The following is a 14,867-nucleotide window of genomic DNA, read 5'->3' on the forward strand; positions in this document are numbered from 1 at the left end:
AGAAGCCCTGCCGGAAACCCGGCAGGGCTTTTCTTATCTTGTCTTCCACAGCTTACACTTAAAAAAAAGAGAGGCTGAAGTCAGCCTCTCTTGACACACGACAAATGGGATCGTCAGCAACGTATCATGATCTGTTTTCTTCTGCTTCCCTCTCCTTAAGCATTCGGTCGCGCTCAGCTTTAAGCTCTTCGTACTCCCGCTCTGCCTCAAGCAACGCTTCGTCCTGTCGTTTTTTGATCTCCTCAACCTTGGCTTCAATCTTCTCTTTTCTGATATTCATTCCAGGCGCACCAAACAGGGTGTTGGCCAGATATTTGAATGAAAACAGCATAAGCTCAACATCGTCCTCCTTGATCTTAGCCAGGGTATCGCTCTCTACTTCATAGGTATCAAGGAAAGAACTTTCAAAAATAAACGTACGAAACGTGTCAAGATCCGTGGAGGCCATGAAAAACATCCGTTTCGCTGCTTCACTCAAGGTTGCCTGCAAGCCAAAAGACTTACGGCGCATGACCAGCCGCAACCATTCCCTGTTCATCTCATCGCGCACATCAACACCCTGATCAGCACGCCACTCACCAATGGTCCATTGTTTAGGTTCTTCATGGCCTTTGCAGTGGGGTTCTTTCACAAGAAAGAAGAATTTTTCCTCAAGCGCATCATCGGTCCCGCCTTCATGAAAATCAGCCATGCCAACCGGATAATACCTGCAGGCAGAGGGTCGATCGGAATAAACGGTACACCCTTCAGGCGTCACAAAAGGACAGCCGTTTTTCTCCCCGACCAACTTAATCTGTACACCGGGCATATCCGTTTTCTCCAGGTAGGTCGGTTCTGTGTACACGGAGATAAATTCATGGGCCGTCAGGCCCAAACGCTTGCGGAGCACCAGGATGTCGTACGGTGTGAGGATAATTTTAATGTTATGGCAACAGGCGGTGAAACAGCTGACTCCAGGATGACACTCAAACTGCAGAGACGAATCAAGGGTAAGTTTTTCAGGAAGAATATTCGTTGGGTTCTTGTCTGTACACTTGATAAAATCTGAATCGTTATCAATGTATTTGTTAATCGCCATGGAAAACCTCATGCGGTGTTGAAAAAAAAACCGTACCTCCCTAAAACTGAGGCAAGAAGGCGATACTTTACCATGCACTCTGCCACTGTCAAACCTTAAGACAAAACGAGATGATTTATCATTTAATCTCAACAGCAGCAGAAGACGACTTTATCACCGTTCATATGTAAAAACATCTGTGCTCAACATGGGGAAATGAGGAGGGAAGGCATAAATTTTGTATCTTTTCCCCAGTAAACCGGCTAAGTATAAAGACCGATTTTCACCTTAACTGTAAAGAGAATTCCATGAGAAAGCTTTTTTCCAATCCGATTGACTTGAGCAAAGTCAATACCCTCATCTACCACCTGCCGGACGGCCCTATCTTTTCCCTGGAAATGAACGGGGTGGATGACTTTATCGATCTCGATATGGGACTGGGCGATATCTGTGATACCTCGGATATCGATGGGGTCATCCACTTTTTCCCCCGTGGAAATGCCTGATGCCCACTCATGTCCCCTACACTCAATCATTCTGAATCGCCACTGATCAACATCCATGAAGACGGTCATGTCCACACCCGTCTGTGCAATCATGCCACCGGTGAAATGGAGGAGTATGTCGAACAAGCCGTGCAAAAAGGCTTGGCACGTATTGTTTTTCTCGAACATCTGGAAACCGGAATTGATTATTATCCGCCAAGCTGGCTGGGTGACGAAGAGTTTACCTACTACTTCCAAGAAGGAGCACGACTGCAAGAACGCTTTGCCGGACTCATTGAGATTCAACTCGGCGTGGAGTTGGGATTCAACCCGGAGGCAACAGCCGTCATCTTAGAAAAACTCACGCAATACCCCTTTGCCCGAGTCGGCATTTCCTGCCACTTCTACCGGTACAAGAACATCCATTTAAATCTGCTCAGCAGGCGTCGGCAAAGTCTGGATCAGCTGGCTGCCATCGGCACTGACAAGGTGATCTCCACTTACCTGCACACGTTGATCGAGGCCGTCTGTTCAGTCCCCTGTAACGTACTCTGTCATCTGGATGCTGTTCTGCGCCACCTGCCCGGTGTTCGTTTTACCGATGAGCATGTGGAACTGATTTACCAATTGCTCGATGCCATGCACGAACATGCTGTTGCTCTGGAAATCAACACCTCCGGCTTCGATTACCGGGGAAAAGCCTTCCCTGTTCCCTGGATCATTGCCGCCGCATTACAGCGTGGCATCAGTCTGCGCGCCGGTTCCGACGCGCATCGTCCCTCTGAAGTCGGTCGCCATTTTGATCGGCTTCCGGATCTCCTTAACACCGCACAGCACAGCCAATCCTGATATTCCTGTCAACAGGAACTCGATAATCCGTTCAGGACCTTCGTCGTATGGAAGCTGTTTAAACAGGCAGAAAGTCTAAAGAACAACCCACAAACCGTACAGCAGAAAGGCAGGATACTTTTCACGGGAAGCCGACAACAACAAGCCTGTTCTTTTGCCGATTGTGACAGCATGGTAGGCAACAGGCCGTGCTACCGGCGACTCTCCCGGCCAAAGCTTGATTGCTGTTGCGTACCATAGAAAGACAGCACGTGTAGGTACCCTGCCCTGTTGTTTTTGTTTACTCCCTTATTTACCATCCATCCAATCCGGCTTTAACCGGCTGATGAGGTTTGTGCCGCCACAGAGCACCATGGTTGTATACGAACCAATGTGATCAAGGAAGAGCTGTACTTCATAAGAACGGGTACCGGCATTGCAAAAAATGACGTAGGTTTTGTCTGTCGGCAATTCCTGGTAGCGTTGCCGAACCTGCCCATACTCCAATCCAACCCAACGATGTGCACCAAATTTTTCAATACAGGGTGCTGCCTCCAGAGGATGCCGCACATCAAGCACCATCCAGTCAGGCTCAATGCTCTCATCATCCAGCCACGCCAGAAAACGGGTATGATCCACCCGGTGTAACCGGTTTTCACACATGTTTTCAGCCATGTAGGCAGCTGCATTAATCGAATCGATCGCCGAAGAAAATGGTGGCGCATAGGCCATCTCCAGTAAACCGAAATCTTCAATGGTCCCTTCCTGGCTGATCAGGGCAGCAGCAGCATCCACCCGAGCTGAGACCGAATCGTTCATCATGCCGAAGGCCTGCAGACCAAGTACCCGCCGTGAGCGCCGGTCAAAAACCAACTGCAGAATCACCACCGCCTGACCCGGAAAAAAATGGGCCCGATCAGGAGGAGAGGTCAGCGCATAATCAGCGTCAAAACCTTCTGCCAGAGCGGCTTCCCAGGTCAACCCGGTGGAACCGATACACCGTTCAAAAGCCTTCATGATGAACGATCCGCACACACCTTTGAATACCGACGGATACCCGGCCATATTATCGCCGACAACCCGACCTTCACGGTTGGCAAGGGATCCCAGGGGAGCAAAGGTTTCCCGACCGGTAACCAGGTGATTGACGGCAATGCAGTCGCCGGCAGCATAGATAAAAGGATCAGAGGTCTGCAACCGCTGATTGACCTTGATCCCACCCCAGGCTGCAACATCCAGCCCTGCATCTCGTGCCAACTCACTGCGTGGCCGGACCCCCACCGCCATGATCACCAGATCAGCCTCCAGGGTACGCTGCCCGGTCTTCACCCCGCAGACGCAGCCATGACCATTATCCAGCAGCTTTACCGCAGACTCACTGGTATAGACGGCCACCTTCTGCTCAACAAGATGGTTTTTCAGCATTTCCGCAAAATGCCGGTCAACCAGTTTGGGCAGCAGTTGTGGTGCCAGTTCCAGCAGAGTCGTTTCAACTCCCCAGAGATCGGTCAGGGCTTCAGCCATCTCAATACCGATTGCCCCGCCGCCGATGACCACAGCCCGACTCACCCTGCCTTCAGCAATCCGCTGTTTGATCTCAATGGCCTTATGCAGATCAGCAATGGCGAACACACCGTCAAGTTTCACACCTGGAATGGGGAGTTCAAAGGGTCTCGCTCCGGTAGCCAGCATCAGATAATCATACGACAGTTGTTGTTCCACTTCGGTATCGAGATTGCGCACCGTCACTGTTTTCTTGCCCCGATCAATGGCCAGAGCCCGAGTTCTTGTCAGTACACGCACACCTTTGGAGTGGAGAAAAAAATCCGTATCACGGACCACATGAAAACTGGTCTCCCGCAGTTCGCTCTCATCGGAAACATCCCCGCTGACGTAGTACGGGATACCACAACCGCCATAAGAAATCAGACTGTCCTGATCAATCATGGTGATGTCCCAATCAGGGCGCAACCTCTTCAATCGACACGCCGCTTTAGGACCGGCAGCAACAGCTCCGACAACAACCACTTTTTTGCTCATGCTAAAACCTCCGTTAAAAAATAATTCGTACAACTCTTTAATAAATATGTGTGTATATGACGAAAAAACAGATCGGTTTATTTTGTTTCTGTTGGATGAACCGTTTCACGGTTCGACCGGTTCGTCAGTCTGAGGCAATTTTTTATATCTATCCGACCTTCTGCTTTTGATGAGCTGATGAGCCAGCCCTGTAACCAGGGCATGGGCATCAAACTCCGGATTCTGCCTGGCTCCATTGATCACAGCAGTGACAAGCCGCCTGTCGTCGGAATCCGAGTCGGTATCCGAACCAATGAGCTGCGCAAGTGCCTGCCCAAGAGGAAACTGCACCGTGTACTGCAACTGTTGGTCACTGCTGAGTTCCCCCTGCAGTGCGATCTGCTCATCATCGACTAAAAGATGTACCGGGTCGCATTGTACCCGGCCATTCTTCCCTTCACATCGAATCTCTTTTTCAACACACGAAAACCATTCCTGAACATATCCGTTCAAACTCAGCACTTCCTGCAAAGGCCCCATAGGGGTAAATTGAAGTCGGTCAACCACAAGAGAGATGCTGAAAACAGGACTCTGCCAGCCCCTTGCACTGATCGGCACTGAAAAATGGTTGATAGACAGATCCATTGTTCCGCGTACTTGAGCAAAGACCCCGAAAAGAGGGTGCAACCTGCCGAGGACCCCATCGAGCAGGGGTGGTTGAGGCGATACACCGGCCAGACAGGGTGCCCTGGCTGGTAAAGACAGAACCGGTTTTGCAGCTGCAACATCCCATAACGGTGCCAGGGAGACCTTACCGCCATCCAGCTCGCCGTCGATCCGCAGCCGCAGTTGGTTGCGATGAAAATCAAGGGGCAGATAAACGGCACCAAGATCCATGTCCCTGAAACGTAAACTGTCCATGGGTAATTCAGCTGTAACCGTGATGTCCCCTTGCTGAACAGGTGTCGTCAGGGGCATTGAGAGCTGAAATGTACCGGGCCGGTTGCCGCTCCATGCAATCCCCCGCCCGATATACGGCTGCAGCAACGGTTGCAGCTGAACATATTGCGGAGTAAACTGACCTTGCATGCTCAGATTCGGCTGCTCTTTGCGCATGATCCGACCGACTCCGGCAAGGTGGACCAGCTTGCTCCGCAGATTGAAATCAGTCATCCTCAGCTCAGAGGGCTGGTCGGCTGTCTCCTGTAATCGGAAGCCACAGGTCACAAGCGGATCGGAAACCATCACCCGTTTACCACGGGTAACCGCCAGGGAGGCAACTTCAAAAAACATGGTCTGCTCACGTTTTTGACCATAGCCTCCCTGTAAGCTCCAGTTGCCTCGCAGCTTCCCCTTAAGGTTGAAATCAGCCGGCAGGATCTTTGCCGCTTTGAGCATATCGCCCGCAAAAGCGCCCTCGCCCTCACCCTGTGCCATCAACCAGTATCCCACGTTCATCTGCTGCCGGTCGTTGAGTGCTCCGCTCAGCTCAATGGCCGCCCGCTCAGAACTCCAGATCAGGCGACGAATGTCAACACTGCGCTGATCAATATTGAACTGCAGCAGCGGGCTGGCCTTATCAGCAAAATCCGGCCAATCTTCAACAACCAGCAACCTCTGTAAGCTGACCTGTTGCGCAACCTCTTTGGTTGTTCTACCGCCCAGGCCAAACGTGACGCGCGGTTCCCGGATTATAAACTCCTCACCGGACACCGTTAAATCAGCAATCTCGCCCTGCAGATTCTGTACAGCAACAACATCTCCACACCATGTCCCGGCTGCCTCGAACCGGACAGCTCCCTGGAGTGCCGACACATGGTTTCCCCAAACAGAACCTTGAGCAAGACCATGGAGGCGCCCCATGTCAAGCCAGCCCTGCATGGAAAAATTATCATCGCTGTGCCCTGCACACTGCTGCACATCACGGGCATGGAAAGACAGGGTTCCCGGCCAGGCGGTTGCCTCCAGAGACAGGCCATGCACTGTATGCAGATCAAGCCGGGATCGTTCTGTTGTCACAGCCGCGGTAATGACCAGAGGATGCGCCGGTATGAGTACCTGATTATCTTTTAAGAGGCTGAAATTGTTGATTGTGAGTCTGCTGTCCACATGGCGTTTGTCGCTGCCGTCATCTCGGCTGGTAGCGGCAATTTTTATCTGTCCCCTGGCCTGAAAATCCATTAAAAACAGTCTGCTGAGCTCCCGCGACATCCGTTCGAGGTCTCCCTCACCGCTCAGCACCAAACCTTTGTCACTACTGTCTCCGTGCAGTTCAAAAAACGGCATACGTAAACGAAGATTGCGCACTCCGCTCTGTTCGCCATGAACAGCTTCAAGCTCAAAATGCAGCGGCATGGTCCAGGAATAGGCCTGTTGGTCATGGACAAAGCGCAGGTGATCGGTTCGGCAGTCAGCCTGAATGGCCAAGGCGGTTGACCGGCCCTTTATGGTTAATGAAAAGTCCGTCACCCCCTCATCAATAACAGTACGTTCATGGATCCGTAACAGATGCGGCAGTTCGGTGGCCAATGCCGGTATTTTGACCTGCCCCCGGCTCTGAAACGATACGATGTCGTCATCATAGGTGCCAGTGGCATGCAGATTGACGGGGTCGGAGCGCAGGGTTAATTCGGCAAGTCGCCAGCCCTCAGCCGGCCGACGGCTTCCTTTGAAATCAAGGGAGAGTTCGTTCAACCGCGGTTGATCTTTACCAAGCACGCCACCGGTAAGGTACAGGTCATGGAGGGTGGTCTCTCCCCGAACTTCGGCCTCCGTGAGCCCAATGGCATTGATGCGAAAAGACGCGTCCAGGCGGCCGCTGCCCTGTGGTACGGTGCTCCACGAGGCTGCTGCCAGCGTCAAAAAATCATCAATCACAAGATTTCTGATTCTGAGCTCAGTGTTGGAAATCAATGCATCCCAGCTCTCGTCGGCACTCCTGGGAAGGTGGAATGTCCCTGATCCGAAGAGGTGACCGTCTGCATGGGGAGAGGTAAAGGCCAGTTCATAAGAAACAGAACCCTGCACCAAGCTGCCGGTACAGTCTATCTGTCGGGCCAGCAGTTGAGGCGGCTTATCGCCATGCTGCAGAAAAGCCTGCCCGTTCCGGACCCGGAGGCGCAGGCCGAACTGTTGCCATCTGGGCGAATCTGCTGCTATTGCCTCTGAAGGTGGTGGGTCTTCTGCTGCGATACCGGCCGCGGGGACATCCTGAGGATGTTCTGCCTGAGGTGGATAAAACGTGCACACAGGTTGATCAACAGTAACTTCACCCAGGTAGGTTGGGGCGACAAGCAGAGCGAGCAACCCCTTGTCAACCGTGAGGTGAGGCACTGTTACCTCTACTTTTTGAACAGGATCAACATAACGGACCTGTTCGCAACGAAGCCCTTCCAACCAGCCTGCTGAGCAGGTGGCGATCTCGAGTTTTCCGGGAATGTGTTGTGTAAGATAGTGTTGCAGCAGGGCAAAAGCAGGTGCTGACGTAAGCAAGGCCGGAAGAAAGACAAGCACTGCAACTGTCAATCCTGCAGCGATGATCATGGCACGCCATTTTCTGCTCACAATTTTCCTGTTCCCCCACAGGTCGAAATGCACTGACAACTGCCGGATGCAGCCCCTGTACCTTGCCGCGATTACCACGGGTTGTCAACCTTGGAGTACGTAACGGCTGACGGTTGTTCAGCAGGTAAAGGTCTGTAAAAAGACGGAAGATATTAACAACGAATCGGTCACCGATACGCTGAGCAGTCCGGGACGCTTCCGCTGCATCAGTCACAAGAATATCACGATTGCCGCAATAACCGAGAACAGTACAAAAGGAAAACAATGATCTGGAAAAAAAGACCAACGCTTGAGGAACTTCAGCAGGCCTGTCATCAAACCCTGGTGGAACGGCTGGGGATAGAGTTTACCGAGGTGGGTGAAGACTATATAGAAGCCCGCATGCCAGTGGACGAACGAACCATGCAGCCCATGGGCTTACTTCACGGCGGTGCCTCGGCGGCCATGGCCGAAACCCTGGGAGGTGCCGGTGCTTATCTCTGTGTTGAAGAGGGCATGGTCTGCGTCGGTCTGGAGATCAATGCCAACCACGTCCGCCCTGCAGGCCCGGGCTGGGTGTTCGGTCGTACCATCGCACTGCGCATATTCTTGATGACATGGGTGCAGATCATTGTCGTTTCGATCTTGGCATGTCCGAGAAACTCCTGAGTCAGGTGTTTGTGATTGACGGGCAACTTAACTGGAGGGTATAGGATGGCAATGGGCAGGACAAGGAGCTATAAAAAAATATTTCCTGATACCAAAATATTACAAGACATGCCGGCGATTCCAGGAACAAAAGAATGGAGACGATATCACCTGCATGAATCGCACGTTCAGGGCGCGTTGAAAAGAGCCGCACGGATGGCAAAACTCACTAAGCGTGTTAAACTACACACTTTTCGTACAGCTTCGCGACCCATCTTTTATAAGCTAACGACGACATACGGACAATCCAAACGATGCCGGCCCATACCGATGTGAGAACAACGATGATGTATACCCACTGCATACCGAGCAAGACGACAAAAGAGGCAAAAAGCCCATTGGATTTTTTAAGCATCATTTCACCGTGAAATATAATAAATTTAGCATGTTTTTTGCTTTTATCGTTAACAACACTATTGAGTGTATTAGCTGGACGATTCCGTCCAGCTAATACCTTGTTATGCCTCATGAATGGCCGCTGCGATGACTGACCGATTTTCGAAGAGACATGGGTACCACGAGTCACACGAGAAAGAAATCTCTGTGAGGCAGGACGCGCCACACGAATTGCGTGGTGTTCTTGTTCAACTTGCTTACGAGTGCGGTTTTCGTCCGCAGAGCCTTCGAGAAGTTGTTTGTCGCCTACTCCGCAAACGTCCAGACCAAAACAACTGGTCCGAGTACCCCAACATTGACCGTGAAGTACACGAACTCGTTGATGACTGCGACTGGTACCGCGTGTACGACATCATTGAGGGGCTCGCCGTTGCCATGTGCGAAGCACCATATTCCTATGATGCCGGGAAATTCGAGAGCGAGTTGAACGATTACTTCTTTGAAAACGGCATAGGTTGGAAGTTGTCTGCGGGTGTCATCGAAATGCGCGGCCCCGAGGTGTTCGAGGAAGTAGTTGTCACGGCTGAACATGCACTTGAAGCGCGAAAGCTCAGCACAGCGAGAAATGAATTACATGAGGCGCTTCGTGATTTGTCTCGCCGTCCCTTGCCGGATGTAACGGGGGCTATTCAACATTCGATGGCAGCTCTGGAATGCGTAGCCCGCAAAGCGTGTGGTGACGAGAAGGCCAATCTCGGCGACATCATGAAACGTTACGGAGATATTGTGCCTCGCCCTCTAGACGAGGCAATTTCAAAGGTATGGGGATACGCTTCGGAAAACGCGCGCCATATTCGTGAAGGAAGGGAGCCAACCTTTGAAGAAGCCGAGTTGGTCGTCGGTATCGTTTCCGCGCTTTCTACCTATTTGGCGAGAAAACATGAGGCATAACCCTACGGTCCACCGGGCGCTGCGCGATAAAGCCGCGCAGCGCCGGTGACCTCCACGTTATGTGTCTTAGAAACCATGTCGTCCTTTGACCCGGACAAGTTCTTGAGCGAACCGATCTACGCGTTGGATTTCGGGTTCATGGTCGGAGACGTCGAGGATTTTCTTGAGTTCTCGGAATCGAACGTGGAGTGGCAGTTTCGGCGAGAGATGATCTCTGTACAGCGGCAAGCGGCTTCTGATGCTCTTGAACCTGGGTACAAGGAGCATCTTGAGACAAACGCCAAACACAGATTCAAAGTCAGCTTACCGCTGCGCGTGCGCTACGCCGCTCTTGTGGCGCTAATCACGTCGGTGGAATGGGCAATTGTTCTTGTCGTGGGCAGGCTCCGAGTGCCGCTGCCCGAGAAGCCAAAGAATGCGAACGCACCGTCTTTTTCGATGACGAGGACCGGCAGACGTATTTGAAGGTATTGGCAGGATATGCCCAAAAATATCATGTGAGTATCCGTGCGTAATGCCTGATGGGCAATCACATGCATCTTCTTGTTGTGCCGGAGACAAAAACCGCTCTATCGCGAGGAATCGGCAGTACCAACCTGATGTATACCCGGTATCTCAACCACAAGCTGAATCAGTCTGGACGCATCCGGCAAAACCGCTTTTTCTCTTGCGTAGTTGAAAGTGAGCAGTATCTTTGGGCAGTGACTTGCTACATTGAGCGTAACCCATTGAAGGCCGGTTTGGCGGCGAGTGCGGAGACATATCGCGGGTCCAGCGCCAAAGCCCACGTTATCGGCATAAACGACCCCCTGCTGGATGCAACGCCGTGGCTCTCTCCTCAAAAGCGGAGCGCGTATGCAGCTTTTGTCGGAGATGAAGATAAAGAAACTGATAATGCAATCTGCCTGGCTACCCGAACCGGGCGGCCATTAGGAACGGAGCAATGTATCGATCAACTGGAATTTCGGTTAAATCAGCCATTAAGACCGGGAAAGCCGGGGCGGCCACGCACAAAAACCGGGAAGTGTCCCTAATTTTCCTGGGAAGTATCCCTAAATTTCCTAATTTTCTCTAATTTTCAATTTTCCTGTAGCTGTCCGTTACCCGAAAAAGAAGGAATTTCCGCTTTAGCCTGCCAGGACTGGAAACAGGTGTCTCAAGCCGCTGGCAATAAATTCCACTCCCATGGCAGCCATGATCAGCCCCATCAATCGGGTGACGATGTTGATACCGGTTTTACCGAATAAACGGGTAATAGCCGGAGCCAACCGGAATAAACAGGCGATCAGACAGGCAAGCAGAACAATGGCCACCATCAGATAGATGTAATGCAGGGGTGAGGGATACCGCTGGGCATAGAGGATAACCGTGCTGATTGCCCCCGGACCCGCCAGAAGCGGTGTGCCCAGCGGAACCACCGCCACATTGTCCCGTTCTGCCGAATCCAGCTCTTCTTCTTTGGTCTGTCTGACATTACCCATCTTGGCGTTGAGCATGGAGATGGCCATGAGCAGAATAAGAATGCCTCCACCAACCCGAAAAGAATCCACTGAGATCCCGAAAAAACGAAGGATGGCTTCGCCGCTGAACAGCACCACCAAAAGGATGATACCCATGGAAACAGCGGCCATGACGCTGTTTTTGCGGCGCACCTCGGCAGTTTGGTGAGCGGTCATGTTAATAAACACCGGCAACATGCCCATGGGATTGACAATGGCCAGCAGCGCAATAAAGAATTTCAGATACTCATTGATCGTTCCGGTTTCCACAGACTCATTATCCTCGGCAGCATACCAGTTGAGGCAAACATCACAAGTTAAGCACAAAAAAGAGGGGGAGTCCGACTGCCCCGACCTCTTGACTAGCAGCACAGAAAAAAAGGTGGTGTCAGGCCCCCAACGGTGAACCTGTTGCACCCGGCGTATCGTGGCCCCTGTGTACACGACAACAACAACCCCTGTCAGTAAAAATAAAAAAAGGGGTAATTGCCCTACCCATCCCCCTGTAACAGACACCATCAGCCACAGATGCGTATCAGTTTCTCAGTATTACCGCCGGCAGGCATTGTCACCGTCTTTGTCGTTGACTCCGGATTGCACACTGCATACTTTTTAGCATAACCGTGGAGTTTTCATACAGAGGTTGAGCACCGTCAGGAGATAGATTAAATTTTCAATCTGGTGGTCACAGAATGTATGCCACTCCCCCCAAGCATCAGCAAGATAACCAATCCCTCGGTTTTCTGACATTTTTGCTGATGTCAAAGTCCACCCCCAGCATAGAGGAGAAAACAGCCATGTTCATCGTTCTCATTTCGTTTCCACCCATTAAAGAGGGCAAGGATGCAGAATTCCAAAAATGGTTTGTCTCTTCAGGGAAAGCGTTCAGTGGGTATCCCGGTTTTATAAGCAGGCGGCTGCTGCGCCCCATCAGCGGTGGAAACTATGCCGCCATTGTTGAATTTACAGATCAGGATGCATTCCAGGCCATGCACAGCAGCCCTCTTCATGCCGAAGTAGGGGCACAGGTGATGCCGCTCTTTGATGGCAGTCCGAAACCGACATTCTACCAGGTGGTTGAGGAGTAGTTGTGTAGATCAACCGTCTGTTGACGAATACAACAGGAGGTTTTTCAGCACAGCAAATCCAACCGGAGCCGCCCCCTTTTGTACCGGTATGCAGAATCGACCACCCTCTGCTCTTGTATATCCGGGGCGGCACCAACACCGTGCCTGCCGTCTTTCCTGAAGGTATTCGTGCTGTTTCCGGCTTCACAGCAGCAACGTGAGGAAAATCCCGGCAGCCGCGATTTCGGCATCGACCCAAGTGTAATGAACCGGCCTCAGACGCCTTGCTTGAAAATAAACACAGCCATACTGGGCCGTAATCCCTGGGCTGTAAAAAAAGCCTCCGAACCGGATGAACAGCCGGCATACAGCATGGTTACCAGAAACAAGAAACGCCGCAGCTCACCACTGCGCTGGTAGCGTTGTTTTGGGATATCGGGACATTGACATGTCCAGACAGGCAGGGAGCTGTCCATCGGGTCTCTAAAAGAAAAAGCCTGCAGGCGTTGTTTCACCTGCAGGCTTTGATGTCTGTTTGGTAGCGGGGAGAGGATTTGAACCTCTGACCTTCGGGTTATGAGCCCGACGAGCTACCAGACTGCTCCACCCCGCGTCACAATTTTGTTATAATAGCAAATTTTCTGAAAAAGTCAACCATTCTAACAGCCAGATTATCGATTTCCCAGCATTGCCGTGAGCTTTTCCAGCACAACCGGTGGAAAAGGTGTCAGTTTACCCTGACGATTCACACAGGCATGCACGGTAAATCCTTTTGCCAGCAACGTTAAACGATCGGAATCCTGCCGTGACACAGCATAGTGTAATCGGCAACTGACCTTGCCGGCTTCAACAAGCGAAGTGGCAATGGTGAGCAGATCGTCATAGGCAGCCGGTGCCTTGAAACGAAGGTAGCTCTCGGTAACCGGCAGTACGCAGCCCAACTCCTCAATGGCCCTGTAGGGCAAGGCCCAGGCACGCATCATTTCAGTGCGGCCGATCTCAAAATACCGTAAGTAGTTGGCATTGTACACCACTCCCGCAGCATCGGTATCACCATAAATAACCCGGTAAGTGGTGGTAAAGATCGGTTCTTCAAGATTCACTGCCAGTTTACTCATCCTCATCCCTCCTGCTCGACGAATCGACGAAAAAAAGCCGATCCTGAGGCCAGATCCAGTCCGTTTTCCTGAACCGCGGCCAGAACATTGGCCTCAGTGTATGTCCTTCCGGACGGTACCGCAACACCGCGCGAGTCGTATAAAAACATCGGCACCGGCCAATCCTCGTGAGTCCGTCGGGCGACCGGTGTGTAATGATCCATGGTCACCACCAGCCGGAAGGGTTCGCCTCGACGTTCCATCTCCGTTACAATCGGAGCAACGATGCGTTGATCAAAATCAGCCACTGCCTGTACCTTTTCCTGCGCCAATCCCTGGTGTCCGGTTTCGTCCGGTGCCTCAACATGCACCACCACAAAATCGTTCTCAGCCAGCACCGCAAGGGCGGCCTCAGCCTTGCCCTGATAATTGGTATCCAGGTAACCGGTGGCACCCGGCACTTCAATAACCCGCAGCCCTCCCAGTACTCCCAGCCCCTTGAGCAGATCAACAGCGGAGATCATGCCGCCGCCAACACCAAATCGCTGTTGCAGGGTCTCCATGGCCGGCCGCTTACCTTCGCCCCATAACCAAAGAGCATTGGCGGTCCGCTTTCCCTCTTGTTCACGCTTCCGGTTCACCGGATGATCCCGCAAAATTGTCGACGCCTGTTCCAGAAGAGGCGGAAACTGTTCAATCTGCCGGTACTCCTGGAAATACGCAGACACATCCTGATCAGAATGATCGTGGGGAGGAACCGTGGCAAACCCTTCGGGCAGCTCGCCGCGATACACCAGAAGATGACGGTAACTCACCCCCGGGTACAGGCGCACTGACTCGTTGCCGCATTCCTGCTGCACAGCCTCGATCAACTGCTGACTCTCCTCAGTGGTGATATGCCCGCTGCTGTAGTCCACCATGATCAGCCGTTCGGCATCCGGTCGATGCACATGGACCAGGTTGCACCGGAAAGCTGTTTCTTCCGGCGCCAGTTCAACACCCATGCTGGCCGCCTCCAACGGCGCCCGACCAGTGTAGTACCGCTCCGGCTCATAGCCCAGCAAAGAAAGATTGGCCACATCACTGCCGGGAGGATACCCTTCAGGAACCGTACGCACCCGCATCATCTCAGCCAGCGGCGCCAGCCGGTCCATGGTGGGAGTTGCTGCCGCCTCCAGAGGCGTCTGGTTGTGCAAGTCGGCGATGGGCAGGTCCCCCATGCCGTCACCGATCAAAAGAATATATTTCATAGTAACCTGCGTATAGGTTGATAGGGT

At 52.2% G+C, this 14,867-nt stretch carries 14 protein-coding genes and 1 tRNA gene; 7 read left to right on the top strand and 8 right to left on the bottom strand.

Annotated elements, in window-relative coordinates; translation table 11 throughout:
- Positions 1-124: 124 nt before the first annotated feature.
- Positions 125-1,078, bottom strand: a complete 954-nt coding sequence (locus HP555_RS00485) for a YkgJ family cysteine cluster protein (protein ID WP_199263276.1) — start codon at positions 1,076-1,078, stop codon at positions 125-127.
- A gap of 287 nt (positions 1,079-1,365) precedes the next feature.
- Between HP555_RS00485 and HP555_RS00490 the strand changes: the two genes are divergently transcribed.
- The gene (locus HP555_RS00490; RefSeq protein WP_199263277.1) at positions 1,366-1,563 is read left to right on the top strand and encodes a hypothetical protein; all 198 of its coding nucleotides are present in this window, start codon (positions 1,366-1,368) and stop codon (positions 1,561-1,563) included.
- A 9-nt stretch (positions 1,564-1,572) separates the two neighbouring features.
- Positions 1,573-2,391, top strand: a complete 819-nt coding sequence (locus tag HP555_RS00495; RefSeq protein WP_199263278.1) for a histidinol-phosphatase — start codon at positions 1,573-1,575, stop codon at positions 2,389-2,391.
- Positions 2,392-2,679: 288 nt separating this feature from the next.
- On the opposite strand, the gene HP555_RS00500 is transcribed toward HP555_RS00495, so the two are convergent.
- Entirely contained in the window at positions 2,680-4,410 is a 1,731-nt protein-coding gene (locus HP555_RS00500) for an FAD-dependent oxidoreductase (RefSeq protein ID WP_199263279.1), read from the bottom strand.
- Between the two features lie 105 nt (positions 4,411-4,515).
- Complete coding sequence (locus HP555_RS00505; protein ID WP_199263280.1) at positions 4,516-7,953, bottom strand: hypothetical protein; 3,438 nt, start codon at positions 7,951-7,953, stop codon at positions 4,516-4,518.
- Positions 7,954-8,217: 264 nt separating this feature from the next.
- On the opposite strand from HP555_RS00505, the gene HP555_RS00510 reads away from it, so the two are divergent.
- The 4 genes from HP555_RS00510 (at position 8,218) to HP555_RS14320 (ending at position 10,961) form a co-directional block, all read left to right on the top strand.
- Positions 8,218-8,601 (top strand): hotdog fold thioesterase, encoded by a 384-nt coding sequence (locus HP555_RS00510; RefSeq protein WP_233249213.1) that lies wholly within the window; start codon positions 8,218-8,220, stop codon positions 8,599-8,601.
- 522 nt (positions 8,602-9,123) lie between these two features.
- Positions 9,124-9,927, top strand: a complete 804-nt coding sequence (locus tag HP555_RS00515) for an AbiJ-NTD4 domain-containing protein (RefSeq protein WP_199263281.1) — start codon at positions 9,124-9,126, stop codon at positions 9,925-9,927.
- A gap of 102 nt (positions 9,928-10,029) precedes the next feature.
- The gene (locus HP555_RS00520) at positions 10,030-10,392 is read left to right on the top strand and encodes a hypothetical protein (protein WP_199263282.1); all 363 of its coding nucleotides are present in this window, start codon (positions 10,030-10,032) and stop codon (positions 10,390-10,392) included.
- 56 nt (positions 10,393-10,448) lie between these two features.
- Positions 10,449-10,961 (top strand): transposase, encoded by a 513-nt coding sequence (locus tag HP555_RS14320; protein WP_408639830.1) that lies wholly within the window; start codon positions 10,449-10,451, stop codon positions 10,959-10,961.
- Positions 10,962-11,054: 93 nt separating this feature from the next.
- Here HP555_RS14320 and HP555_RS00530 read toward each other — a convergent pair whose 3' ends face one another.
- Positions 11,055-11,696 (bottom strand): YchE family NAAT transporter, encoded by a 642-nt coding sequence (locus HP555_RS00530; RefSeq protein ID WP_199263284.1) that lies wholly within the window; start codon positions 11,694-11,696, stop codon positions 11,055-11,057.
- 527 nt (positions 11,697-12,223) lie between these two features.
- Between HP555_RS00530 and HP555_RS00535 the strand changes: the two genes are divergently transcribed.
- Positions 12,224-12,514: an antibiotic biosynthesis monooxygenase family protein gene (locus HP555_RS00535; protein WP_199263285.1), complete on the top strand. Its 291-nt coding sequence runs from the start codon at positions 12,224-12,226 to the stop codon at positions 12,512-12,514.
- Positions 12,515-12,768: 254 nt separating this feature from the next.
- On the opposite strand, the gene HP555_RS00540 is transcribed toward HP555_RS00535, so the two are convergent.
- The 4 genes from HP555_RS00540 to HP555_RS00555 all read right to left on the bottom strand — a co-directional run bounded on the left by HP555_RS00540 (position 12,769) and on the right by HP555_RS00555 (position 14,840).
- On the bottom strand, positions 12,769-12,969 hold the full coding sequence (locus tag HP555_RS00540; RefSeq protein WP_199263286.1) for a hypothetical protein: 201 nt from the start codon (positions 12,967-12,969) through the stop codon (positions 12,769-12,771).
- Positions 12,970-13,029: 60 nt separating this feature from the next.
- Positions 13,030-13,106: transfer RNA gene (locus tag HP555_RS00545), tRNA-Met, on the bottom strand.
- A 58-nt stretch (positions 13,107-13,164) separates the two neighbouring features.
- Complete coding sequence (locus HP555_RS00550) at positions 13,165-13,611, bottom strand: acyl-CoA thioesterase (protein WP_199263287.1); 447 nt, start codon at positions 13,609-13,611, stop codon at positions 13,165-13,167.
- Between the two features lie 2 nt (positions 13,612-13,613).
- The gene (locus HP555_RS00555) at positions 13,614-14,840 is read right to left on the bottom strand and encodes a cofactor-independent phosphoglycerate mutase (protein ID WP_199263288.1); all 1,227 of its coding nucleotides are present in this window, start codon (positions 14,838-14,840) and stop codon (positions 13,614-13,616) included.
- Positions 14,841-14,867 lie beyond the last annotated feature (27 nt).

It is taken from the genome of Desulfobulbus oligotrophicus (genome assembly GCF_016446285.1).
GTDB classification, from domain to species: Bacteria; Desulfobacterota; Desulfobulbia; order Desulfobulbales; family Desulfobulbaceae; genus Desulfobulbus; species Desulfobulbus oligotrophicus.